Origin of the sequence: Leucobacter sp. L43, assembly GCF_016597785.1 — a bacterium.
GTDB lineage: Bacteria > Actinomycetota > Actinomycetes > Actinomycetales > Microbacteriaceae > Leucobacter > Leucobacter alluvii.
In genome coordinates this window covers 1,460,815-1,484,083 of the sequence record NZ_JAENJG010000001.1, presented here as the reverse complement: position 1 = coordinate 1,484,083, position 23,269 = coordinate 1,460,815, and the positions used below count along the sequence as shown (strand labels likewise).

Below are 23,269 nucleotides of genomic sequence, written 5' to 3'. Positions count from 1 at the left end.
GATCCGATCGACAGAAGGAGCACATATGTCACGCGCAGTAGGCATCGACCTCGGCACCACGAACTCGGTGGTCTCCGTACTCGAAGGTGGCGAGCCCACCGTCATCGCGAACGCCGAAGGCCTTCGCACCACGCCCTCGATCGTCGCGTTCACGAAGGACGGGGAGGTGCTCGTCGGCGAGACCGCGAAGCGCCAGGCCGTCACGAACGTCGACCGCACGCTCTCCTCGGTCAAGCGCCACATGGGCACCGACTGGAAGACCGACGAGATCGACGGCAAGCGCTACACCGCGCAGGAGATCAGCGCGCGCACGCTGCAGAAGCTGAAGCGCGACGCCGAGACCTACTTGGGTGACAAGGTGACCGACGCGGTCATCACCGTTCCCGCCTACTTCAACGACGCAGAGCGTCAGGCGACGAAGGAAGCCGGCGAGATCGCCGGGCTCAACGTGCTCCGCATCATCAACGAGCCGACCGCTGCGGCGCTCGCGTACGGCCTCGACAAGGGCAAAGAGGACGAGCTGATCCTCGTCTTCGACCTGGGCGGTGGCACGTTCGACGTGTCCCTGCTCGAGGTGGGCAAGGATGACGACTTCTCGACGATCCAGGTGCGCGCCACGGCCGGTGACAACCGCCTCGGCGGCGACGACTGGGACCAGCGGATCGTGCAGTGGCTGATCCAGCAGTTCAAGTCCTCGACCGGTGTCGACGTGGCGAAGGACAAGATCGCGCTCCAGCGTTTGAAGGAGGCGGCGGAGCAGGCCAAGAAGGAGCTCTCGAACTCGACGAGCACCCAGATCCAGCTCCCGTACCTCTCGCTCACCGAGAACGGTCCGGCGAACCTCGATGAGACGCTCTCCCGCGCCAAGTTCGAGGAACTCACCAAGGATCTGCTCGAGCGCACCCGCAAGCCGTTCCAGGACGTCATCGCTGAAGCCGGTGTGAAGGTGTCCGACATCGCGCACGTCGTGCTCGTCGGCGGATCGACCCGTATGCCCGCCGTGACGGAACTGGTGAAGTCGCTCACCGGCGGCAAGGAGCCGAACAAGAGCGTGAACCCGGACGAGGTCGTCGCCGTGGGCGCCGCACTGCAGGCCGGCGTGCTGAAGGGGGAGCGCAAGGACGTTCTGCTCATCGACGTGACTCCGCTCTCGCTCGGTATCGAGACCAAGGGCGGCATCATGACGAAGCTCATCGACCGCAACACCGCGATCCCGACGAAGCGCAGCGAGACGTTCACGACGGCGGAAGACAACCAGCCCTCCGTCGCCATCCAGGTCTTCCAGGGCGAGCGCGAGTTCACCCGCGACAACAAGAACCTCGGAACGTTCGAACTCACTGGTATCGCCCCGGCCCCGCGCGGCGTGCCCCAGGTCGAGGTGACCTTCGACATCGACGCCAACGGCATCGTGCAGGTCTCCGCGAAGGACAAGGGCACCGGCAAGGAGCAGACGATCACGATCTCCGGCGGCTCGACGCTCTCGAAGGAGGACATCGAGCGCATGGTGCGCGAAGCCGAGGAGCACGCTGCTGAAGACAAGCAGCGACGCGAAGCGGCGGAGGTGCGCAACAACGCGGAGCAGCTCGCCTACTCGGTCGAGAAGCTCATCTCCGAGAACGACGACAAGCTGCCCGAGGACGTGAAGACCGAAGTGCAGGGAGATCTCGACGCGCTGAAGCAGGCGCTCGCCGGTGACGACGACGAAGCAGTGAAGAACGCTTCGGAGAAGCTCGGCCAGAGCCAGACGAAGCTCGGCGAGGCGATCTACGCGGCCGCGCAGGCCGAGTCTCCTGCTGAAGGCGGCGCCGATGCAACGTCGAACGACGATGACGTGGTGGACGCCGAAGTTGTTGAAGACGACGAGGAGAAGAAGTAACCATGGCGAACGAGGAACAGCGCACGCCCGGGGAAGACCCGAACGCTGACGAGGTTCCTGCTCAGGAGCCGGAGTCGCAGGACTCCGGCTCCTCGCCCCAGCCCGATCTCACGGTCGATGACATTCTGGGAGCGGAGCAGAGCGACGCCGCAGCGGACGCCGACGCGGCGAACGAGGCAGCGGCGGGCAACGAGGCGGACAACCCGTATCTCGATGATCTGCGGAGGCTGACGGCCGAGTACGCCAACTATCGGAAGCGCACGGAGTCGAATGCGGCTGTCGAGAAGCAGCGGGCGATCGCAGCGGCGGTCTCCCCGATGCTGACGGTGCTCGACGATCTGGATCGCGCTGAGAAGCACGGCGATCTGGCAGAGGGCACGGCGTTCGCAACGATCGCCCAGAAGATTCGCGGAACGTTCGAGCGCATCGGCGTGCAGAGCTTCGGTGAAACGGGTGAAGTGTTCGACCCGCAGATCCACGAGGCCATTGCACAGGTTCCGGTTCCCGGCACCGAGCAGCACACGGTGCTCGACGTCATCGAGCGCGGATATCGCATCGGCGAGGTCGAACTGCGCCCCGCCAAGGTCGCGGTGGCGGTGGGAGCGGATGGCTAGTCAGGATTGGCTCGATAAAGACTTCTACCAGCTTCTCGGCGTCTCGAAAGATGTCGGCGACGCCGAGCTGAAGAAGACCTACCGCAAGCTCGCGCGCAAGTACCACCCGGATTCCAACCCGGGTGACGCGGTTGCCGAGGCGAAATTCAAGGAGATCAGCGAGGCGTACTCGGTGCTCTCCGACCCCGAGCAGCGCGCCGAGTACGATCAGATCCGCGCGATGGGCGCCGGCGGTGCCCGCTTCACCGCGGGTGGCGGCGGAAACCAGGGCTTCGAGGACGTTTTCGGCGGCATGTTCGGCGGAGGCGCGCGCAACACCCATTTCCAGTCGGGCGGCCCTCAGGGCTTCGAAGACATCTTCGGAGGCATGTTCGGCGGAGCTCCACCGCGCGGGCCGCAGTCCGGGCGTGACATCCAGGCCACGACGACCCTCGACTTCGAGACGGCGGTGCAGGGTAAGACGGTCACGTTGCAGGCCTCGACCGGTTCGGTCAAGGTGAAGATCCCTGCAGGGGTCTCCGACGGCCAGAAGATCAAAGTGCGCGGCAAGGGCGAACCGAGCCCCACGGGCGGACCAGCGGGAGACATCATTCTCACCGTGAGCGTGCGCAAGCACCCCGTGTTCGAGCGCGACGGCCAGAACCTCCGCGTGAAGCTACCGGTGACGTTCTCCGAAGCGGCGCTGGGGGCGACGGTCGAAGTGCCGACACTCGGTGGCGCTCCGGTGAAGCTCAAGGTGCAGCCCGGCACGCCGAGCGGCCGCGTGCTTCGCGTCAAGGGGCGCGGAGTGTCGAGCTCGAAGGGCACCGGCGACCTTCTCGCCGAGGTGCAGATCGTGGTTCCCTCGCATCTGTCGCCAGAGGCGAAGGCGGCGCTCGAAGCGTTCCGCGACGTCGAACCGCAGGAGAACCCGCGAGCCGATCTCCTGGCTCGCGCGAAGGGATAATCTCCTCTCATTGAGCGAGGAGCGCAGTGCCGGCCGTGCGGCCCGCACTGCGCTCCTCGACGAGCCACACGAAAGCAGGTCAGCATCATGGCGAATCCGCAACTAGACCGTTTCACGCCGGTATTCGCCATTGCCGCGGCCGCAGAGCTCGCCGAGATGCACCCCCAGACCCTGCGGCAGTACGACCGCATCGGACTCGTCTCACCGCAGCGCACCCGCGGGAACACCAGGCGGTACTCGCTGCACGACGTGGCCAGGTTGCGAGAGGTCGCGCGTCTCTCCGCAGAAGGGCTCAGCCTCGAGGGCATCCGCCGCGTGCTCGAGCTCGAAGACCAGGTGCGCCGTCTCGAGGATCGCGTGCGCGACCTCGAACGCGCACTGACGGAGGAACGACTGCAGCGCCCCGACCGCCGCGTCTTCGCGGCCGGATCCGCCGGGGGAGAAGTGGTCACCCTCCGTCGCGGCACACGCATGCGGCGCAACGCCGAGGTCGTCGTGTGGCAGCCGTGAGTCCGCACGATACCGATGATCGACTCGAGGCCCTGTTCGCGCAGCTGACGCGCGAACCTGATTTCGACGCGCCGGAGCTGCAAGCGTTCGATGCCGCCGACCAGCTCATCCTCCGCACCGCGGCCGACGACTTGGCCGACCACCCATTCGAGGTCCCCTTGGGAGTCGACGACGTCGTCGTCATCGGCGACCGCCATGGCGCACTCACCCTCGGAGCCGCGACCGTGTTCGGAGTCGCGGGGATCCGGACCCATCAGGACCCGCTGCTCGGAGAGCGCGCCCTGGCTCAGAACGCCCGGCGCATGCGGTTGGCTGGCCGGTACACGAACCACGGGCTCGATGCCGCTGCGCTGACGGGGGCACGGGTCGTGCTCGTGCAACTGCCGCGCGGCCTGGACGCGCTCGCCGAGGTGTCTCGGGCGATCGCGCGCTGGGCGGACCCGGAGGTGCGCGTCTTCGCCGGCGGTCGCGTGAAGCATATGACGCGCGCGATGAATGACGTGCTCGCTCGCGATTTCGCGGAGGTCTCGGCAGGTCTCGGCTGGCGCAAGTCGCGCGTGCTCCGCGCGGCAGGGCCCCGAGTGCCGGCGACGACGGAGAGCGCGTTCCCGAGGTGGGGCACCGATCCAGATCTCGACTTCTCGCTCGCGGCCTTCGGTGCGACATTCGGCGGCCCGGTGCTCGACCACGGCAGCAGGCTGCTCCTCACCACGCTCGCCGACACGCAGCGGCAACCCGCCACGATCGTCGATCTGGGATGCGGCAACGGTGTGCTCGCCGTGTCGGCCGCGCGCCGCTTCCCCGAGGCGCGCGTGCTGGCGACCGATCAGTCCACGGCGGCCGTCGCGGCCACCCGCCTCACGGCCCAGGCAGCGGGGGTGGCGGATCGCATCGCCGTCGAGCGTTCCGACGCGCTCGAGGCGGTGCCCGATGCGTGGGCGGACCTGATCGTGCTCAACCCGCCGTTCCACACCGGCGCCACGGTGCACGCCGGAGTCGGTCATCGCCTCATCCGCGCGTGCCGCCGTGCGCTCGCGCCAGGCGGGGAACTGCGGCTCGTATTCAACTCGCATCTCGGGTACCGACCGCTCGTCGAGCGAGAGGTGGGGCCGACGCGGCAGCTCGCGCGCAATGCCGTCTTCACCGTGCTGTCGGCGACGCGCGAATCCTGACCGGGACAAGGCCGACGCGGCGCTGCGCGCGGAGGGCGCCGGAGCGCGGCGCCGCGTGAGGCCGGCGGCGCGCGATGCTGAGAGTACTGTGGAACCGATATGACGAATTCGGCTCCGGCGTTCCTCTGGCGGCTGGCCCCGAGCATCTACGGGCCGTCGGTGCTCTTCTCATTGGGCGAGTACGCGATTCTGCCGCTCGTCGCCGTCATCGCGGTCGAGATGGGCGCGAGCATCGCGCTCGCCGGGGTGATCGCCTCCGCGGCCGTCGTCGGGCAGGTGCTCGGCAACCTTCCGGCGAGCTGGGTGGTCTCACGAGCCGGTGAACGCGCGGCGATGCTGCTCGCCGCCGCCGTCGCCCTGCTCGGCTGCCTCGGGGTCGCCTTCGCCCCGACTCCAGCGCTGCTCGGCGCAGCCGTGCTCGTCATCGGGTTCGCCGCCGCCTCGTTCGGGCTCGCGCGGCACGCGTTCATGACGAAGCGCGTTCCGCTGCACTTCCGGGCTCGGGCCCTGTCGCTGCTCGGCGGAACGAACCGGCTCGGGCGGTTCATCGGCCCGTTCCTCGCCGCGGCCATGATCGCCACGACCGGCGATCCGGAGGCCCCGGTCTGGGCATTCGCCGCGTGCCTGGTGCTCGCTGCAGCGCTCGTCGCCTGGGCGCCCGATCCCGAACGCGCAGCGCCCGACGCCATCGCCGATCGAAGCGCGCGCAGCACCGCGTCGCGCACCGTCCCCAGTGAATCCCGCCCGGGGGTGCTCGGAGCGGTGCGCGACGGCGGGGCAGCGCTCCTGCGCATCGGAGGCGCCTCCGCGATCCTCTCCGGCATGCGGTCGATCAAGGACGTGCTGCTCCCGCTCTGGGGAGTGTCGATCGGACTCGACGCGACGCAGGTCGCGCTGGTCGTCGGCATCTCCGGCACCGTCGACTTCCTCTTCTTCTACACGAGCGGCCAGATCATGGATCGCTTCGGCCGCCTGTGGGCCAGCCTCCCTGCGATGGTCGTGATGGCGATCGGGTTCCTCGTGCTCGCGGGCACGCACGACCTACCGGGAGCCGGCGTCTGGCTGCTCGTGATCGCGATCGTGGTCGGTCTCGGAAACGGCCTGTCGAGCGGCATCAACATGACGCTGGGCGCCGACCTCGCGCCCGCCGACCGTCCGGCGCCGTTTCTCGCGGCATGGCGCACGCTGACGGACTTCGGCGGCGCTGTCGCGCCCCTCGCCGTCTCCGGGCTCGCCGCAGTGTCGCTGCCCGTTGCGAGTGTCGCCGCCGGGCTGCTCGCGGTCGCCGGCGCCGTCGGATTCGGGCGATGGATTCCGCGGTATCTGCCGCACGTCGGTCGGCGCCCGCCGCGATCCGGCGACTGAAGTGGTTCCAAGCCGCGCTTTGTAGACTGGTGCAGCGTCGCGCGTCGTACGCGCGAATCCGCACCCATCTCCGACCGAAGGACTCCCGCGCACCGTGAGCACCACCGATCGCCAGGCTCCCCTGCGTATTCTGCAGGGCTGCGACACCTTCTCTCCAGATGTGAACGGCGCTGCTCGGTTCGCCGAACGCCTCTCAGCCGGGCTCGTGCAGCGCGGCCACGACGTCCACGTCGTCGCACCAGCGAAACGCCACAGTCAGCACGGCAGCTACGTCGAGACCATCGAAGGCGAGCGCATGACCGTGCACCGGTGGGCGAGTTGGCGCTGGTACCCGCACGATTGGCTGCGGTTCGTGCTGCCCTGGAGGGCGCGCGGATACGCGCGAAAGCTGCTCGACCGGGTGCGACCCGACGTCATCCACATCCAGTCGCACATCGTCATCGGCCGGGCGCTCGCCATCGAGGGCGCGAAGCGGGGCATCCGAATCGTCGCCACGAACCACGTCATGCCGGAGAACGTGCTCGACTTCACGCTGCTGCCCGAGAAGGCGAAGCGCGTCTTCGTGCGCTGGGGCTGGAACGCCGCTGACCGCGTGCTCCGGCTCGCCGCCGCCGTCACCACGCCCACCCGTCGGGCGGCGGACTTCCTCGAGCGCAATACCCACCGCCGCGGTGTGCGACCGGTGAGCTGCGGGCTTCGCGCCTCCGATTACACCGCGGATCTCGAGCCGCGCACCGCGAACAAGCTCGTCTTCGTCGGTCGCGTCACGCTCGAGAAGGAGATCGACGTGATTCTCCGCGCGATCCCGCGCCTCGACGAATCACTCGACGTGCACTTCACCGTCGTCGGCGACGGCGACCAGCGCAAGAATCTCGAGAAGCTCGCCGAAGAACTCGGCATCTCCGATCGTGTCGAATTCACGGGCCGGGTCACCGACGCCGAACTGCGCGCGCACCTCACCAGTGCGAGCGTCTTCACCATCGCATCGATCGCCGAGCTGCAGTCGATCGCGACGATGGAGGCCATGGCCTCGGGTCTCCCCATCGTCGCCGCGAACGCGATGGCGCTGCCGCACCTCGTGCACGACGGGGAGAACGGCTTTCTCTTCCAACCGGGCAACGACCGCGAGCTCGCGAGCCGCATCACCCGCGTGCTGCAGCAGACGCCAGAGGAGTACCTGCGCATGCAGCGCGCGTCGCTCGAAGCGGTGACCGTGCACGACATCGATCGCACCCTCGACACGTTCGAGGAGCTCTACCGCGGCGAAGCCGACTCCCGCTGACCGTGCACATCCTCATCGTCACCGATCAGCACCCCGAATCGCTCGGCGGTGTGCAGGTGGCGATCCGCATGCAGCGACGCGCTCTCGAACGCCTCGGGCATCGTGTCACGGTCGCGGCACCCGCACTGCACCGACTTGGCTACTCGACGGCGGAGCCGAATCGCGACGCGTACATCGATCTCCCCTCTCGGCCGATCACGCGCGATCGCGAGTACAGCCTGATCTGGCCGGGGAGGAGTGCTGATCGCAGGCTCGCGAACGCGCTCGCGACCAGGCCGCCCGTCGATCTGGTGCACGTGCAGGGCGACTTCTGGGGAGCGATGATCGGCGTGCGTGCGGCACGAGGTCTCCGGGTGCCGATCGTGCACACGATGCACAACCACGTCGATGAGGGCACGCGCGCCGTGACGCCGCTCGCGCCGCTCGCGTTCGCGGGGCTGCGCGCGTGGCGACAGCTCGTTCTCGGCCGCCCGCGCGGGGGCGTCGACCCTGCTTCGCGTGGCGCGTGGCGGTACCTGGCCGAGCTCGCAGCCGACGCCGACGCCGTCACCGCACCGTCGCAGCACTTCGCCGAGGCGCTGCGACGGCACGGGGTGAGCTCCACCGTGCTCGTCACGCCGAACGGGGTGGACGACGAAGCGGTCGCCGCTGCTCGGGAGGTGCCGCGCTCGGAACGAACTCGCCCGAAGCTCGTGTGGCTCGGGCGCATGAGTCACGAGAAGCGCGTACTCGAGTTCATCGACGCGATCGCGCTGTCGGGAATCGACGCCGACATCGCCCTGCACGGAGCCGGGCTGCTGCTGCCGCGCGTCGAAGAGCGCATCGCTGCGCTCGGGCTCGCCGACCGGGTGACGATCCCCGGGCCGGTTCCCTATCCCGCTGCGCTTGCGGCGCTGCGGGATGCCGACGCCCTGGTGCAGACATCGATAGGGTTCGAGACGCAGGGCCTCACGCCGTTCGAAGCGGCAGCGCTCGGAACGCCGACCATCTTCTCCGACGCGGAGATCGCCGACGACGTCGACGTCGACCAGAAGTGGGTGGTGGCCGACGGAAGCGTCGCAGCCCTCGCGCGTGCACTGCGGGAGGCCGCCGCGGAATTGGCGGCTGCTCCGGGAGTGCGACGGGTGGATGCGTCAGTGGCGACGCGTTTTCTGCAGTCGGCTCGCAGCGGCGAGATGCTCGCCGTGTACGAGTCGGTGCTCAGCGCCGCTCGCAGCGCCTGAGGGGCGCGATGGGGAGCGCGTGAAGCTGCCGGAGCCGCGCGGTGCGCGCGATGGGGCTAGAAGCGCCAGACGGCGGCGGTGAAGCCCTCCGGCGGCGCCGGGGTCCAGTCCTGCTCCTCGGTGACGAGGCCGGAGCCTCCGGGGCTGTTCGACTGGATGATCGTGAAGGTGCCGTCGTCGTTGACCTCGGTGATGAGCACCGTGTGGACGCCGGTCACCCACGATGTGGGGGAAGCGGTGTACTCGTACTGGATGATGTCGCCGGCTTCGGCATCGGCGAGCGACACGCGAGTCGCGCCCGTGTAGTTCGCCACGGGATCGCCGCTTCCGTTCCAGGCGCCGTTGCCTGCCTTGACCCAGCGCTGCGCAGACATGATGCACTCGCCCGGAGCGTTCCACCCGGTGGGGCGGCTGGTGCCGATCTCGCTCTTCGCGAGCTCGATCGCCGCTTCGACGTCGTAACCGTGCGGAACCGTCGCGATCTCTTCTTCGACCTGCAGTACCGACTCGATGGAAGCGCCGGCGAGGGCGTCTTCAGTGGTGTCGAGCTGCTGGGCGACGGTGGTGACGGGCTGTACGGCTGCGGCCGGTGAGGAGAAATCCTCGAGCGGCACATCGGCCGCCGCTGGTGCTGCGCCGACGGCAAAGGTCACTGAGGAAACCAGGCCGACTACGAACACCTTGGCAGAAACATTCACGCGATAAACTCCGGACTTTCCAACAAAAAGCGCCGGGCGGTGGCCCGTGCGCCTCACCTAGTATGCGTTACCGTTCCGTTACTTTCAAGTTCAGTAGTCAGGTCTCGTACATCTTCAGGTTTCTTTCGGGCGACGAACAGGCGTCTGTGAGGTCTCCGACGCGGTCGGCGGCACCCCCGGTTCGGCGTGCTGACGAGAACCCGCTAGACTGGTGCGCGCTGGCTTCGGCCAGTGAGGAGGATTCGCCTAGCGGCCTATGGCGCACGCCTGGAACGCGTGTTGGGTTCACGCCCTCGGGGGTTCAAATCCCCCATCCTCCGCCATCAGGGCCCGTCGCATTGCGGCGGGCCCTGTCGCGTCTGCCGGCGTGGCGGGGGAGAGCCGCGCCGAGCTCACTCTGAGCTGGCGAGCAGCTGCTCTCGCACGCTTCGGCGCAGCACCTTGCCGATGAGCGAGCGGGGGAGGTCTTCGACCTGGAAGAAGCGTCTCGGCACCTTGTACGGGGTGAGGCGCGTGCGGCAGAAGTCCCGCAGGGCCGCCGGTTCCAGCTCCGCACCGTCTCGGAGCACCACTGCGGCGGCGACCTCCTCGCCGCCATCGGGCCTCGGCAGCCCCACGACGGCAGCCGCGACCACGTCCGGGTGCGCCGCGATGGCGCTCTCCACCTCGCTCGGCGAGACGTTGAATCCCCCCGTGATGATGATCTCTTTGAGTCGATCGACGATCGTCACGAACCCGTCGTCAGAAACCTCGGCGATGTCACCCGTTCGGAGCCACCCGTCGGGCAGCAGGGCCTCCGCAGTCTCGATCGGGCGACCCCAGTACCCCTGGAAGACCTGGGGGCCGCGGATGAGCAGTTCTCCGGCTTCGCCCAAGGGAAGGTCGGTCAGGGGATCCTCCGGGTCGACGACGCGGATCTCGGTGCTGGGAAACGGCACGCCGACCGTTCCAGGACGCCGGGTCTTGCCGATCGGATTGCCGAGTGCGACCGGCGAGCTCTCCGTCATCCCGTAGCCCTCGACGAGCAGGCCGCCCGTCGCGTCTTCCCATCGCTCGACCGTCGCGACTGGCAGGCTCATGGCGCCGGAGATGGCGAAGCGCACGCTGGAGAGATCGATGGTTCCGCGGGACGCCGCACGCGCGAGCTGATCGTAGATCGGAGGAACCGCTGGCAGGAACGTGGGAGCGCTCTTGCGCGCCGCCTTCGTCACGAGGTCGACGCTGAAGGTCGGGAACAGGACGAGTTTGGCCCCGATGCTCATCGCGAAGGTCAGGCACAGCGTCATCCCGTAGGCGTGGAAGAGCGGCAGCACTCCGTAGAACGTCTCGGATCCCGCGACGAGCCCCGGCACCCACGCCCGGCCCTGCATCGCGTTGGCCATGAGATTCGCGTGCGTGAGAATCGCACCCTTCGGGGTTCCGGTGGTGCCGCTGGTGTACTGCAGGAGCGCCGTATCCCGCATCGCAGGACCCGGGACGCGCTTGGAGAGCCGTCGGTGGTCGAGCAGCGATTTCCACGAGATGAGATCCTTCGCCCGCGGAGCGGTCGTCAGTTTCGCCCGCGATGCGCGCGCCGCCGGAATCGGCAGCCGCAGGAGGAGACGCTGCGCGCGGGGCATGGCGGCGGTCAGGTCAACGCTCACGATGCGTTCGAGCTTGAGATCCGACGGGAACCCGGCGACGGTGTCCACGACCTTGTCCCAGACGATGGCGAACCGGGCGCCGTGATCCTCGAACTGGTGCCGCAGCTCGCGCGCCGTGTACAGCGGGTTGTGCTCCACGACGATGGCGCCGAGCCGGAGCACGGCGTAGAACGCGACGACATGCTGCGGACAGTTCGGGAGCACGAGCGCTACGCGATCCCCCTTGGTCACGCCGATGCGCCGCAGCCCCTCAGCCGCGCGTTCGACCTGTTCCCCCAATTGCCGGTAGGTCGTCGGAGCACCGAAGAACTCGAGTGCGACATGGGAGGGAAACGCTCGCACACTCGCCGAGAGCATCTCGGGCAGCGATTGCGCCGGTTCATCGATCTCTGCGGGCACACCCTCCGCATACGAGGTGAGCCAGGGGCGAGAAGCGTGCGGGGAGGCGACCATGGTTCTATCCTGCCGTCTCGCCGGTCGCCCCGGCAGAATATTCCGCCTCGAACTCGGAGGAGCGGTGCGGAGCAGATCGCGCCACTATAGGGCAGCCGACGCCAGTTCGCGACCCCGATGACGACGCGCGCCGGCCGTCATTCACTGGAGAGGAACGTCCGCATCTTCGAGCCGACACGGGAAGAGCACCTGATGAACACGGATCACACCTCACGCACCGCGAGCGCGCATCGCCGCCCGCAGACCGACGCCAGGAAGGCCGCACCGGACCCGGAGGATTCGCGGAAGCCCGATGGGCCGACGGATCTGCAGAAGCGGTCATGGGTGTACGTTCTGCGCAAAACCCTCCGCGAATTCGGAGCGGACCAGTGCACCGATATCGCGGCGAGCCTCACGTACTACGCCGTACTCGCGCTCTTCCCCGCGCTCATCGCGATCTTCTCGCTGCTGGGCGTCTTCGGGCAGGGCCCTGCCGCGACGGATGCGATTCTGGGCATCGTCGACGAAGTCGCTCCCGGGGGGACGGCAGATGTGGTGCGCGGGCCCATCGAGCAGTTCGCCACTTCGCCCGCCGCCGGTTTCGCCCTGGTGAGCGGCCTCGTCGTCGCCATCTGGTCGGCTTCCGGCTACGTGACGGCTTTCAGCCGTGCGATGAACCGGATCTACGAAATCGAGGAGGGACGACCGTTCTGGAAGCTCAAGCCGGCCCAGCTGCTCGTCACGATCATCTCGCTCGTGCTCATCGTGATCGCAGCGGTCATGCTCGTGGTCTCGGGGCCGGTCGCCGACGCGGTCGGCTCGGCGCTCGGCATCGGCGAGACTGCGACGATGGTGTGGTCGATCGCGAAGTGGCCCGTGCTCGCCGTGGTGTTCGCGCTGATCCTGGCGATCCTCTACTACGCGACTCCGAACGCCAAGCAGCCCAAGTTCCGCTGGATGAGCATGGGAGCCTTCCTCGCGCTCATTCTCCTCGCGATCGCGACTGCCGCGTTCGGCTTCTACGTCGCGAACTTCTCCAACTACGACAAGACCTACGGTTCGCTCGCGGGCGTCATCATCTTCCTCCTGTGGCTCTGGATCGCGAACAACGCCATTCTCTTCGGAGCCGAATTCGACGCCGAACTGGAGCGCGGCCGTGAACTGCAGGCCGGCATGCCCGCGGAAGAACGCATCCAACTCCCTCCGCGGGATACCCGCAAGAGCGACAAGGCCGCGAAGAAGGAGCAGAAGGACATCGACGACGGGCGGGAGATCCGCGAGCGCAACGAGAGCTGACGGGCACCGCGGGCGGAGGGCCGGTCACGGCGCATAGCGCACGCACTGGCACGGCGCCAAGCCCTGTTCGTGCACCTCTCGCTCGGCCAAGCTGAGAAGACTTGAGATAGGAGAGCCATGTCCGCCACCGTCGACACATCATCCGCACTGCTCGCATTTCACGCGCGGGGGCCGCTGAGCGAATCGCTGCTCCGCAGCCTCGCCGGGGCGGAGGAGACCGCAGGTGCTCCGGAGGCGGCGCGGCGCGCGGTCGAGGAGAGTGCGGACATCACGCACGATGATGACATTCAGCTCGCGCTCTTCCTGCTCTACGCCTGCCACTACGGGTCCATCGACGGCATCTCCGCCGACTGCGAGTGGGACACCGCGCTCATCGAGGCGCGAGCGGTGCTGGAGGCGGCATTCGAATCGGAGCTGCGCGCGCGCATCTCGCTTCCCGAGATTCCGGCCCCGCAGGCGCGAGCCGTCGCGAAGGCTCTCTTCGATCTGACGTCGGCAGACGCCGGGCCCAGCCTGTCGCGGTACTTCGCCAAACGAGCGACGCAGGAGCAGGCCGAAGAGTTCCTGATGCAGAAGTCGATCTACACGCTCCGCGAAGCCGATCCGCATTCCTGGGCGATTCCGCGCCTGCGCGGGGGAGCGAAGGCGGCGCTCGTCGAGATTCAGGCGGACGAGTACGGGAGCGGCCGGCCGGACCGAGTCCATGCCACGATCTATGCGAAGACGATGCGCGAGGCGGGGCTCGACGACGCCTACGGGCGATACGTCGACGTCGTTCCCTCCATCACCTTCGCCTCGCACAACATGATGTCGATGTTCGGGCTCAACCGCAGGCTGGTCGGGGCGATCGTCGGGCACCTCGCCGCGTTCGAAATGACCTCCGCCATCCCGAATCGGCTGTACGGCGACGGATTCCGGCGCCTCGGATACGGCGAGGAAGTGACTGACTACTTCGACGAGCACGTCGAAGCCGACGCGGTGCACGAGCAGATCGCCGGGCGCGACATGGCCGGCGCGCTCGCCGAGGACCGCCCCGAGCTCCTGCCGGACATCATGTTCGGAGCGGTGGCGTGTCTCACCGTCGACGGTTGGATGGGAGAGCACATGCTCACCGCGTGGACTGAGGGGCGTTCGTCGCTCCGAGAGGCGACGGCCGCATGACTCCCGAGGAACCGTCGATCACTCCCTACCCCGACGGTCCGCTGATCGTGCGCGGGGCGATCAACCTGCGGACGTCGGACGGAGCGCCGATTCCGCAGAAGCGACGAACTATCGCGCTCTGCAGGTGCGGCCTCTCGACGATCAAACCGTTCTGCGATGGGACCCACCGGCTCTCCGGATTCCGCACGGACGACTAATGGCGGCATGATGGGCGACCGGGAAGCGGCTGAGTACGTCATCCCACTGCGCTGGCGCGCGGATGGCGAGCTCGCCGAAATGACGTCGTACCTGCGACAACTCGCCACATGGATCGACGTCACCGTCGTTGACGGGTCGGACGAGGAGCGGTTCTCGGCGCATGCTGACGCCTGGCGGGGTATCGTGCGGCATCTTCCGGTGACCGGCTCCGGCGCGGGCAACGGCAAGGTGCACGGGGTGCTCGCGGGAGTCGCAGCCGCGCGCCACGAGCGCGTCATCCTCGCGGACGACGACGTGCGGTACGACCGCCCCGCGCTGACCGCCGTGATCCGCGCCCTGGGCGCCGCCGATCTCGTCAAACCGCAGAACTACTTCACCCCCGCCCCCTGGCACGCGAGGTGGGATACGGGCCGCAGCCTGCTCAATCGCGCGCTGGGTGAAGACTACCCGGGCACGTACGGGCTGCGACGGTCCACGTTCACCGCCATGGGCGGGTACGATCCCGAAGTGCTGTTCGAGAATTTGGAACTCGAACGCACCGTCCGCGCGCACGGGGGGCGGGTCGCGCACCGACCCGGGATCTACGTCGCGCGGCGCCCGCCCTCGGCGCGCCACTTCCGGTCCCAGCGCGTGCGCCAGGCGTACGACAGCTGGGCTCAGCCGGCGCGTCTGCTCGCCGAAGCAGCGATCCTCCCGGTCGTGCTCTGGTGCCTGCGCAAGCGCGCACGTGCCATCGCCCTGCTCGGTGCGCTGCTGCTCGTCGCAGAGCGCGGTCGGCGGCGCAGCAACGGTCGCAGGGTCTTCCCGCGGAGCGCGCCCTGGTGGGCTCCGCTGTGGATGATCGAACGGGGCGTCACGATCTGGATCGCCCTCGCACTGCGCCTGCGCGGAGGTGTGCGTTACGGAGACGCGCGGCTCAGCCGTGCTGCTCACTCGCAGGCTCAGCTGCGCCGCCGAGTCGAGACAGGCGATCGATCGCGGTACGCAGGGTCCGCTCGTCCTTGACGAAGGTGAAGCGCACCCACGACGAGAGCGCAGAAGCCGTCTCCGACCCTGCGCGGCAGAACGCGGAGATCGGCACGCACGCCACGCCGATCGCACCGGGCAGCATGCGCGCGAACGCCGCACCATCGGGCGCGGCATCGCTCAGGAACGGTGTCGCGTCGGCGCACACGAAGTATGTGCCCCCTGGGACCACGAGATCGAAGCCGGCCGCGCGCAGGCCCGAGACGAGCAGGTCACGGCGATCCGCCAACGAGTCGCGCAGCTCGAGAATGTCGTCGTCGCCTGCGGCAAGGGCTCGTGCGATCGCGGGCTGGAACGGAGCTCCGCCCGAGTAGGTGAGAAACTGCTTCACCGCGGTCATCGCCTCGATGAGCGGCGCGGGGCCGACGGCCCATCCGATCTTCCAACCGGTGAGCGAGAACGTCTTGCCGGAGGACGAGATCGTGATGGTTCGGTCGGCCATGCCGGGAAGCGCCGCGAGCGCATGATGCCGGGCTCCGTCGAACGTGAGGTGCTCGTAGACCTCATCGGTCAGCACGAGTGCGTCGACGCGTTGCGCGGCGTCGGCGATGAGGCCGAGCTCGTCGGCGCTCAGCACGGTGCCGGTGGGATTGTGCGGAGTGTTGATCACGATCACGCGAGTGCGGTCTCCGACGGCGTCGGCGAGGGCGGCGCGGTCCACTCGGAACGCTCCGTCGATGTGCCGGAGGGGCACCGTCACATGCGTCGCACCCGACATGGCGATGAGTGCGGCATAGGCGTCGTAGAAGGGCTCGAGCGTCACGACCTCATCACCGGGACTGGTGAATGCGAGCAGCGCCGCGGCCAGGGCTTCCGTCGCGCCAGCCGTCACCAGCACCTCGGTCGACGGGTCGACGGCGATGCCGGTGTGGCGGAGACGGTGCTGCGCGATCGATTCGCGCAGGGCTGGGATCCCGCGCCCAGGCGGGTACTGATTCTCTCCCTGCAGGATCGCCTCCGCCGCGAGCCGACGGATCCACTCCGGGCCGTCGGCGTCTGGAAACCCCTGTCCGAGATTCGCGGAATCCGTCGCCAGCGCCAGTGCGGTCATCTCCGCGAAGATGGTCGGCCGGGTCGAGCCGTCGTCGGCCGCCAGGCCCGCCGCTGCCGCCACGGACCGCCATCGCTCAGTCATTCCGCCAGTCTAAGCGAGCACTCACCTGACTCGCGGCGGGCTGCCAGCGTCACGACCTAGGCTCGCCCCATGCCCGCACCCGACGCACACCGAGCCGCGCCCGACGGGCGCTCACGTCGTCGCTGGGATCGCATCGCGTGTGGCTCGTCGCGCGTTCGCGCCGTCATCAAACGGCGTCGGTGGCTCGACACGCTCTACCGCGTCGCCCTGACCGCGGTGGGTGCGCTCATCGTCGGCATCGGGCTGATCCTGGTGCCGCTGCCCGGGCCGGGCTGGCTCATCGTCTTCTTCGGACTCGCCATACTCGGCACCGAGTTCCACTGGGCGCGCCGGCTGCTCGTATGGGCGCGCATGGCCCTCGCTCGCTTCGCCGAGCGCTGGCGAGCACGGCGCTCGCGCCGCGCTGCTCTCGGCACCTGAGCCGCTGACCGCCCGGGAGCGGCGCGCGATCACGGCTCCAGCTCAGCGCGGAAATGACAACGGCGCCCCGGCTTCGCAGAAGCTGACCGGGGCGCCGTCGACGGAGGAACGACGCGCTACTTGATGAGCGGAACGTTGAAGATGAATCCGGGCTGCTCGCCGCGGCGGAATCCCTCGCTCGCCTTCACAGCGGCGATGATGTGGAACACGAACAGCACGACCGAGCCGATGCCGAGCAGGAAGCCGAAGATCAGTCCCAGGTATGGGATGAGCCCGAGAATCCATGTGGCGAGGCCGACGCCGACGCGCAGCAGCGAGAAGTTCAGGTTGTCGCGCTGGTAAGCGTAGAGACGCTGATCGCCCTTGTCCTTGTCGACGAGGAAGAAGATCAGCGCGGGAATCCACGAGAAGAAGACCGACAGCCAGTAGTTGAGCACGACATTGCTGGCCGGATCGGCGACCGGCTGAGCGTAGCCGGCGGGCGGCTGCTGGTAGCCGCCCGGAGGCGGAGGCGTCTGGCCCGGCGTGCCGTACTGCGGCGGCTGCTGGGGCTGCTGCGGCTGCTGGGCGTTCGGCGCCTGGTACTGCGGCGCCTGGTACTGCGGCGCTTGCGGCGGGACCGGAGGCGTAGCCGGCGCCTGGTACTGCGGCGACTGGAACTGCGGCGCCGTCGAAGGCGTCTCGGGAGCACTCGGGGGCGACTGGGGCGTCGCCGGAGGCGTGGGAGGAGCCGGTGGCGTGGTCGGTGCGGGATCGCCTGAAACGGGTGCGGCAGACTCTCGGCCGGGCTGATCCTCTGGGGGCAACGTAGTCATGTTCGGTCTCCTTCAAGACGTAGGATGCGTTTCCGAGGCTACCGCAGGTGGCTCACGACGCGGTAGCGCGTTGCAGCGCGCGACAGGATGGCGCAGCACCGCAGCAGCCGTCACGGGCCTGCGCTGCGCGGTGAACCCGTGCGGTGAACCCGTGCGGTGAACCCGTGCGGTGCGGCTCAGAAAGCGTCGGGGCTCGGTGCCGCCGTGTGGAGGATCGCGACGTCAGCGTGACGGTCGAAGCGGTATCCGGTGCCGCGCACCGTGCGCACGATGTCCTGGTACTGCGCCAGCTTCACCCGGAGACGGCGGATGTGCACGTCGATGGTGCGCTCACTGGGCACCTCTTCGTCGGTGCCCTCGCTCCACAGCGCGGAGATGAGCTCCTCGCGGCTGATCGTGCGCCCCTCGCGCAGCACGAGGTACTGCAGCAGTTCGAACTCCCGGAACGTGAGCGCGGCAGTGACGTTGTCGAGCAGGACGCGCTTCCGCGACAGATCGAGGATCACGCCGCTCGCAGCGTGATCCTGCTCTTCCGCTTCGTGCTGCTTCTGACGGGCGACAGCTGCGGGGTCGCCGAGCGCGAGGCGCACGACGTCGACGTCACGACCGCCCGTCTGCTCCGGGGCGAGGGCGACGGCTGCGTAGGTTTCGGCCGCCGGAGCGAGTTCGGCGACGAGCTGCTTGATGCGGGTGACGATGGCGCCGAGCTTCGGGTCGCCGTCGGCGATCTTGTCGTCGGCGAGGCCGACGTAGAGTGCGAAACCGCGCACCTCGGTGCCTTCGGGAACGCGGCGCTCTGAAGTGTGCTGCGGCGAGAGATCTGCGGCGAGGTCGGGGCGAGCGGCGCGGAGGGTCTGGGTGGTGGCGTTCATGATGATGTCCTTCGAGGCTGTCGAATGCGGTTCTGCGCAGCGGTGCGCGGAACACGGAGGCCGGTGACCGGCCAGTGGTGCGGGCGAAGCGGGCGGCGCTTCCGAGGAGTCTCAGTGGAAGCGGCGACCCGAGATCGCGGCGACGGGAAGATGTCGCGGGGTGGACGTACTGCTAGAAGACGTTCACATGCACATTCGACAACGCATGACACTCTGCCCGGCCATCATCATGCCGGGGTTCCCAAAGTTCACCTCGAAGGCGGACTGGGGACGAATGGTCTCATGCATAACCGCAAGTTAAGCAAAGCATTGCTCCGAGTGTCAAGCGGAAGCTGCGGATGCAGCAGAACTGAGCGGTCGCGCGGCCGGGTCAGTGGTCGGCGGTGCCGTACAGGCGGTCGCCGGCGTCGCCCAGGCCGGGGACGATGTACGCGTGCTCGTCCAAGCCGTCGTCGAGCGCTCCGAGCACCAGCGTCACTTCGCGGTCGCCCGCTGCCTGCTTGATCGCCTCGACGCCCTCAGGGGTGCCGAGCACGCAGATCGCCGTCACATCGTCGGCGCCGCGGTCGAACAGGAACTTGATCGCTGCCGCCAGTGATCCTCCCGTCGCGAGCATCGGGTCGAGCACGAAGCACTGACGCCCGGCGAGCGAATCGGGCAGCCGCTCGGCGTACGTCGTGGGCTGCAGCGTCTCTTCGTCGCGTGCCATGCCGAGGAATCCGACTTCGGCTGTGGGGACGAGCTTCACCATGCCCTCGAGCATTCCGAGCCCCGCGCGCAGAATCGGGACGATGAGCGGCAGCGGCTCGCTGAGCTTCACGCCCGTCGTGGGCGCGACCGGCGTCTCGATCGCGTGCGGTTCGACGCGCACCTCGCGCGTGGCCTCATAGGCGAGGAGCGTCATCAGCTCCTCGATGAGGAGCCGGAACGTCGGCTGGGAGGTCTTCGTGTCACGCAACACGGTGAGCTTGTGGGTGATGAGGGGATGATCCGCAACGAAGACTCGCATGGACCTATTCTATTGGCGTGACCCCCATCCCCCCATCGCGCGCCGAGTTCGAGTCGATGGGACTCGCGCTCCACCAGGCGCGCGAGGCATTCGATGCGGGCGAGATTCCGGTCGGAGCGCTCGTGCTCGATGCCGACGGGGTCGTCATCGGTGCGGGCGGCAACGCCCGCGAGTCGGTGCCGGATCCGACGGGCCATGCCGAGGTGCTCGCCATTCGCGAGGCGGCAGCTGCGCGTGGAAGTCGCATGCTCGACGGCTGCACGCTCGTCGTGACGCTGGAGCCCTGCGTCATGTGCGCCGGCACGATCCTCGCTGCGCGCATCGAGCGCGTCGTGATCGGAGCCTGGGACGAGAAGGCCGGTGCTGTCGGCAGTGTCTACGATCTGCTGCGCGACGGGCGACTGCCGCACGCGGTGCCTGAGGTGGTGGGAGGGGTGCGCGCCGACGAGTGCGCCGCGCTGCTCCGCGCCTTCTTCGAGCGCCGCCGCTAGCGGGGCGCGGGTGCCGCGCCTCGCGCACCTTCTGCGAGCGGGGTCACTGTTGGTGCGTGTCGCGCGCCCGACACGCACCAACAGTGACCCCGCTCCGGCGGCAGTGGGCGGGGTGCCCCGCCGGGGCACCCCGCCGGGGCACCCCGCACCTCACGGCCAGCGGGGTCACTTTGGGAGGGTGTCGGCGCGGTCGCGCGGCGCAACACTCTCCCAAAGTGACCCGCGTGGCAGTGGCGGAGGCGGAGGCTCAGTAGGAGGCGGAGGCGCCGAGCCGCCCCGGGCCCCGTCAGACGCGGGGCGCGACCGTGACCGGTTCGGCGGCGAACGACACGACGACGCGGTCTCCTGCGCGGAACGACTCGTCCGCCGCGTGCTGCGACGCCAGTTCGGTGCCGTCGTCGAACTGCACGACGGTACGGCGAATGGGCCCGAGGAACCCACTCGACAGCACGACCCCGCTCAGCGGCGTGGCGAAGGATCCCGGAGTCTCTGCCGCGAGCCGCACGTGCTCGGGGCGCACATACGCCACCACTCGGGCGCCGGCCACGCCGGTCGTACCGGTTCCCGCCGGAACGATCGTCGGGAGCCGGGCGCCGCGGATGTTGACGAGCTCCCGTTCCTGCGTCGCCTCGAGCTGGTTGGAGAGCCCGACGAAGTCGGCGACGAAGGGCGACGCCGGCCGGCGGTAGAGGTCTTCGGGGGTGCCGAGCTGCGCGATCCTGCCGCCCTCCATCACCGCGACCCGGTCGGAGATGGCGAGCGCCTCCTCCTGATCGTGCGTGACGAATACGGTCGTGATGCCGAGGTCCGTCTGGATCATGCGGATCTGCTCGCGGAGCCGCACCCGCACCTTGGCGTCGAGCGCCGAGAGCGGCTCATCGAGTAGGAGTGCCCGTGGGCGAGTGACGAGCGCGCGCGCCAGGGCGACGCGCTGCTGCTGCCCGCCGGAGAGCTCGTGCGGGAAGCGCGCAGCGAGGTGGGTCAGCCCGACGATCTCGAGCATCTCGCCGATGCGTGCGACGCGCTCGGCCTTCGGCACTTTGCGCATGCCGAGCCCGAACTCGACGTTGCGCGCCACGGTCAGGTGGGGGAAGAGCGAGTACTGCTGGAAGACCATGCCGATGTCGCGTCGGTTCACTGGCACGCCGGTCACGTCGTCGTCGCCGATTCGCACGTGCCCGGACGTCACGTCTTCGAGGCCCGCGATGCAGCGCAGCGCCGTCGTCTTCCCGCAGCCCGACGGGCCGAGCAGGCAGACGAGTTCGCCGGGTTCGAGCGCCAGGTCGATGCCGTGCAGCACGGTGGTCGCCCCGTACGCCTTGGTCACCTGTTCGAGGCGCACGGCGGCGCCCGATCGGGTCTGGGTCATCGTGCCGTTCATGAGGAGGACTCCTGGGAAGTGTTCGAGCGGGAACCGCGTCGCGTGTGACGGCGCGGAGCGCCCCCGGTGCTGCTGACGAGGAGAAGAACGAGGAAGGCGCCGACCAGCGAGAGCAACGATACCGCGACGGCTACGAACGGGTCCGACTTCGAGATCTGCAGCAGCGCCGTTTGGAGCGTGACGCGGTTGAGCAGTGAAGACACGGTGAACTCGCCGAGCACGATCGCGATGGTGAGGAGCGATGCCCCGAGCAGCCCGCGCCGCACTCCGGGCGTGACGATCCGCACGAGAACGGTGCCCCATCCGGCACCCAGCGACCGAGCGGCCTCGGCGCGGGTGCGGGCGTCCATGCCCTGCAGGTCCGAGTTGATCGCTCGGTAGGCGAAGGGCAGGACGAGCACGCCGTAGGCGAGCGAGAGGGTCCACGCTCCGGAGCCGACGACGGAGCCGAGTGCGCGGTAGATCGGCGCGAACCCGACGACGAGCACGATGGCGGGGATCGCGATGGGCAGCACGGTGAGGAGGTCGAGCGCTCGTTCGAGTCGGGGAAACCTCAGGTGCACGAGCACGACGGTCGGGAAGAACACGCCGAGCACGATCACGAGAGTGAGGGCGGCGAGGAGGAAGGAGTTGCCGAGGCCCTGGAACAGCGGCCGGTACGCGCGGGCGTTATCGGGGTCGAAGAGCGCGAGCCAGTGGTTGGGGCCGTACCCGCCGGTGGTCTGCCGCAGCGTGAACTCGAGCATTGCGAAAAGCGGAATGAGGAAGACGAGTCCGATGACGCCGACGACGGCGTAGGCGGCGCCTCGTGACGGGCGACCGGGCATGCGCGTGCTCATCGCTGCCACCGCCCCGCACGGGCCATGAGTCTGCCGTAGGCGAGCATCACGACGGTCATCACGACGATCATGCCGAGCGCGAGTACGCCGGCAGTCGCAGAGTTCGATCCGCCGGTCTCACCGATCAGTGCCGCGCGGATCTGCAACGGGACGATCTGCGCGCCCTGGCTGATGAGTGCGGCCGCCGTGGCATACGACGAGAACGCGTTCGCGAAGAGCAGGAGCAGCGAGCCGAGGAACGCGGGGGCGAGTACGGGCAGGCCGATCCGCCACCAGTAGCTGAAGCTGTTGCCGCCGAGCGTCGCGACCGCTTCAGCCCAACCCGGCTGCAGGGCGACGACGGCTGGCAGGAAGGTGATGACCATCAGCGGCACCTGGAAGTAGAGGTAGGGGAGGATCAGCCCGGGCAGTTCGTACAGCCAGACCCCTTCGGCGTAGATGTCGACGCCGAGGCGATCGCGGAGGGTGACTGTGACGAGCCCCTGGATGCCGATCGTCGCCACGAAGGCGAAGGCGAGCATGACGCCGCCGAACTGAGCCAGCACGGAGCTCGCAGCATCGATGACGCGTCGGAGCGGTCCGTTCTCCGGGAGCCCGGCGAGCGCCCAGCAGAGAATCGCTCCGATCAGGGCGCCGACCACGGCGGTGATGCAGCTGACGCCGACGCTCGCGCCGAAAGCGCTGAGTGTCGCCGGCGCGGTGAGCACCTGAAGGTTTGCGAGGGTGAATCCCTGATCATCGGTGAAGCCGCTGCCCACGGCGAGCATCGTGGGTACGGCGAGGAACAGCAGGATGTAGACGGTGAAGGGGGCGAGCCCGATCAGCGAGATGAGGCGTTTCACGTGGGCTCCGGGCGGTCGGCCGA

23 protein-coding genes and 1 tRNA gene are annotated in these 23,269 nt (G+C 68.6%); 15 read left to right on the top strand and 9 right to left on the bottom strand.

The window, feature by feature from the left end:
* Window positions 1-25: 25 nt before the first annotated feature.
* From dnaK to JE033_RS06880, 8 genes are all read left to right on the top strand, one after another.
* Entirely contained in the window at window positions 26-1,876 is a 1,851-nt protein-coding gene (dnaK, locus tag JE033_RS06915) for a molecular chaperone DnaK (RefSeq protein WP_200330334.1), read from the top strand.
* Between the two features lie 2 nt (window positions 1,877-1,878).
* Complete coding sequence (locus tag JE033_RS06910; protein WP_090146384.1) at window positions 1,879-2,490, top strand: nucleotide exchange factor GrpE; 612 nt, start codon at window positions 1,879-1,881, stop codon at window positions 2,488-2,490.
* Window positions 2,483-3,436 carry a DnaJ C-terminal domain-containing protein gene (locus JE033_RS06905; protein WP_200330332.1) on the top strand — a complete coding sequence of 318 codons (954 nt, stop codon included), beginning with the start codon at window positions 2,483-2,485 and terminating at the stop codon, window positions 3,434-3,436. The genes JE033_RS06910 and JE033_RS06905 overlap by 8 nt, the downstream gene beginning before the upstream one ends.
* A gap of 87 nt (window positions 3,437-3,523) precedes the next feature.
* Window positions 3,524-3,946, top strand: coding sequence for a heat shock protein transcriptional repressor HspR (locus JE033_RS06900; protein ID WP_176698262.1), 423 nt, complete (start codon window positions 3,524-3,526; stop codon window positions 3,944-3,946).
* The gene (locus tag JE033_RS06895) at window positions 3,943-5,118 is read left to right on the top strand and encodes a class I SAM-dependent methyltransferase (protein WP_370567916.1); all 1,176 of its coding nucleotides are present in this window, start codon (window positions 3,943-3,945) and stop codon (window positions 5,116-5,118) included. The genes JE033_RS06900 and JE033_RS06895 overlap by 4 nt, the downstream gene beginning before the upstream one ends.
* Before the next feature lie 99 nt (window positions 5,119-5,217).
* A complete protein-coding gene (locus tag JE033_RS06890; RefSeq protein WP_200330328.1) occupies window positions 5,218-6,483 on the top strand; it encodes an MFS transporter in 1,266 nt (421 codons plus the stop codon).
* A gap of 94 nt (window positions 6,484-6,577) precedes the next feature.
* Complete coding sequence (locus JE033_RS06885) at window positions 6,578-7,765, top strand: glycosyltransferase (RefSeq protein WP_090146392.1); 1,188 nt, start codon at window positions 6,578-6,580, stop codon at window positions 7,763-7,765.
* Between the two features lie 2 nt (window positions 7,766-7,767).
* Window positions 7,768-8,988 carry a glycosyltransferase gene (locus tag JE033_RS06880; protein WP_200330326.1) on the top strand — a complete coding sequence of 407 codons (1,221 nt, stop codon included), beginning with the start codon at window positions 7,768-7,770 and terminating at the stop codon, window positions 8,986-8,988.
* Between the two features lie 56 nt (window positions 8,989-9,044).
* Here the strand turns inward: JE033_RS06880 and JE033_RS06875 are convergent, their stop codons facing one another.
* A complete protein-coding gene (locus tag JE033_RS06875) occupies window positions 9,045-9,641 on the bottom strand; it encodes a CHAP domain-containing protein (protein ID WP_336662708.1) in 597 nt (198 codons plus the stop codon).
* Window positions 9,642-9,921: 280 nt separating this feature from the next.
* Here JE033_RS06875 and JE033_RS06870 point away from each other — a divergent pair.
* Window positions 9,922-10,009: transfer RNA gene (locus JE033_RS06870), tRNA-Ser, on the top strand.
* A gap of 69 nt (window positions 10,010-10,078) precedes the next feature.
* Here JE033_RS06870 and JE033_RS06865 read toward each other — a convergent pair.
* Window positions 10,079-11,782, bottom strand: a complete 1,704-nt coding sequence (locus JE033_RS06865) for a long-chain-fatty-acid--CoA ligase (protein ID WP_200330324.1) — start codon at window positions 11,780-11,782, stop codon at window positions 10,079-10,081.
* Between the two features lie 192 nt (window positions 11,783-11,974).
* Between JE033_RS06865 and JE033_RS06860 the strand changes: the two genes are divergently transcribed.
* From JE033_RS06860 to JE033_RS06845, 4 genes are all read left to right on the top strand, one after another.
* A complete protein-coding gene (locus JE033_RS06860) occupies window positions 11,975-13,057 on the top strand; it encodes a YihY/virulence factor BrkB family protein (RefSeq protein WP_200330322.1) in 1,083 nt (360 codons plus the stop codon).
* Between the two features lie 117 nt (window positions 13,058-13,174).
* Window positions 13,175-14,218, top strand: coding sequence for an iron-containing redox enzyme family protein (locus JE033_RS06855; RefSeq protein ID WP_200330320.1), 1,044 nt, complete (start codon window positions 13,175-13,177; stop codon window positions 14,216-14,218).
* A complete protein-coding gene (locus tag JE033_RS06850; RefSeq protein WP_090146401.1) occupies window positions 14,215-14,415 on the top strand; it encodes a CDGSH iron-sulfur domain-containing protein in 201 nt (66 codons plus the stop codon). Before JE033_RS06855 ends, JE033_RS06850 begins: the two co-directional genes overlap by 4 nt.
* A gap of 7 nt (window positions 14,416-14,422) precedes the next feature.
* Complete coding sequence (locus tag JE033_RS06845; RefSeq protein WP_234037110.1) at window positions 14,423-15,421, top strand: glycosyltransferase family 2 protein; 999 nt, start codon at window positions 14,423-14,425, stop codon at window positions 15,419-15,421.
* Here JE033_RS06845 and JE033_RS06840 read toward each other — a convergent pair.
* Window positions 15,333-16,577: an aminotransferase class I/II-fold pyridoxal phosphate-dependent enzyme gene (locus JE033_RS06840; RefSeq protein ID WP_200330318.1), complete on the bottom strand. Its 1,245-nt coding sequence runs from the start codon at window positions 16,575-16,577 to the stop codon at window positions 15,333-15,335. The two genes, JE033_RS06845 and JE033_RS06840, sit on opposite strands and share 89 nt — an antisense overlap.
* Window positions 16,578-16,646: 69 nt before the next feature.
* Between JE033_RS06840 and JE033_RS06835 the strand changes: the two genes are divergently transcribed.
* The gene (locus JE033_RS06835) at window positions 16,647-16,997 is read left to right on the top strand and encodes a TIGR02611 family protein (protein WP_200330316.1); all 351 of its coding nucleotides are present in this window, start codon (window positions 16,647-16,649) and stop codon (window positions 16,995-16,997) included.
* A gap of 116 nt (window positions 16,998-17,113) precedes the next feature.
* Here the strand turns inward: JE033_RS06835 and JE033_RS06830 are convergent, their stop codons facing one another.
* From JE033_RS06830 to upp, 3 genes are all read right to left on the bottom strand, one after another.
* Complete coding sequence (locus tag JE033_RS06830; protein ID WP_200330314.1) at window positions 17,114-17,812, bottom strand: DUF4870 domain-containing protein; 699 nt, start codon at window positions 17,810-17,812, stop codon at window positions 17,114-17,116.
* 176 nt (window positions 17,813-17,988) lie between these two features.
* Window positions 17,989-18,684 carry a winged helix-turn-helix domain-containing protein gene (locus JE033_RS06825; protein ID WP_200330312.1) on the bottom strand — a complete coding sequence of 232 codons (696 nt, stop codon included), beginning with the start codon at window positions 18,682-18,684 and terminating at the stop codon, window positions 17,989-17,991.
* A gap of 370 nt (window positions 18,685-19,054) precedes the next feature.
* On the bottom strand, window positions 19,055-19,693 hold the full coding sequence (upp, locus tag JE033_RS06820) for a uracil phosphoribosyltransferase (protein ID WP_090146417.1): 639 nt from the start codon (window positions 19,691-19,693) through the stop codon (window positions 19,055-19,057).
* A 56-nt stretch (window positions 19,694-19,749) separates the two neighbouring features.
* Between upp and JE033_RS06815 the strand changes: the two genes are divergently transcribed.
* Window positions 19,750-20,184 (top strand): nucleoside deaminase, encoded by a 435-nt coding sequence (locus JE033_RS06815; RefSeq protein WP_200331087.1) that lies wholly within the window; start codon window positions 19,750-19,752, stop codon window positions 20,182-20,184.
* Window positions 20,185-20,470: 286 nt separating this feature from the next.
* Here the strand turns inward: JE033_RS06815 and JE033_RS06810 are convergent, their stop codons facing one another.
* The 3 genes from JE033_RS06810 to JE033_RS06800 are packed head-to-tail and all read right to left on the bottom strand — an operon-like array spanning window position 20,471 to window position 23,246.
* On the bottom strand, window positions 20,471-21,565 hold the full coding sequence (locus tag JE033_RS06810) for an ABC transporter ATP-binding protein (protein ID WP_200330310.1): 1,095 nt from the start codon (window positions 21,563-21,565) through the stop codon (window positions 20,471-20,473).
* Window positions 21,562-22,404, bottom strand: a complete 843-nt coding sequence (locus JE033_RS06805) for an ABC transporter permease (RefSeq protein WP_234037109.1) — start codon at window positions 22,402-22,404, stop codon at window positions 21,562-21,564. Before JE033_RS06805 ends, JE033_RS06810 begins: the two co-directional genes overlap by 4 nt.
* The gene (locus JE033_RS06800; protein WP_090146423.1) at window positions 22,401-23,246 is read right to left on the bottom strand and encodes an ABC transporter permease subunit; all 846 of its coding nucleotides are present in this window, start codon (window positions 23,244-23,246) and stop codon (window positions 22,401-22,403) included. The genes JE033_RS06805 and JE033_RS06800 overlap by 4 nt, the downstream gene beginning before the upstream one ends.
* Between the last annotated feature and the right edge of the window lie 23 nt (window positions 23,247-23,269).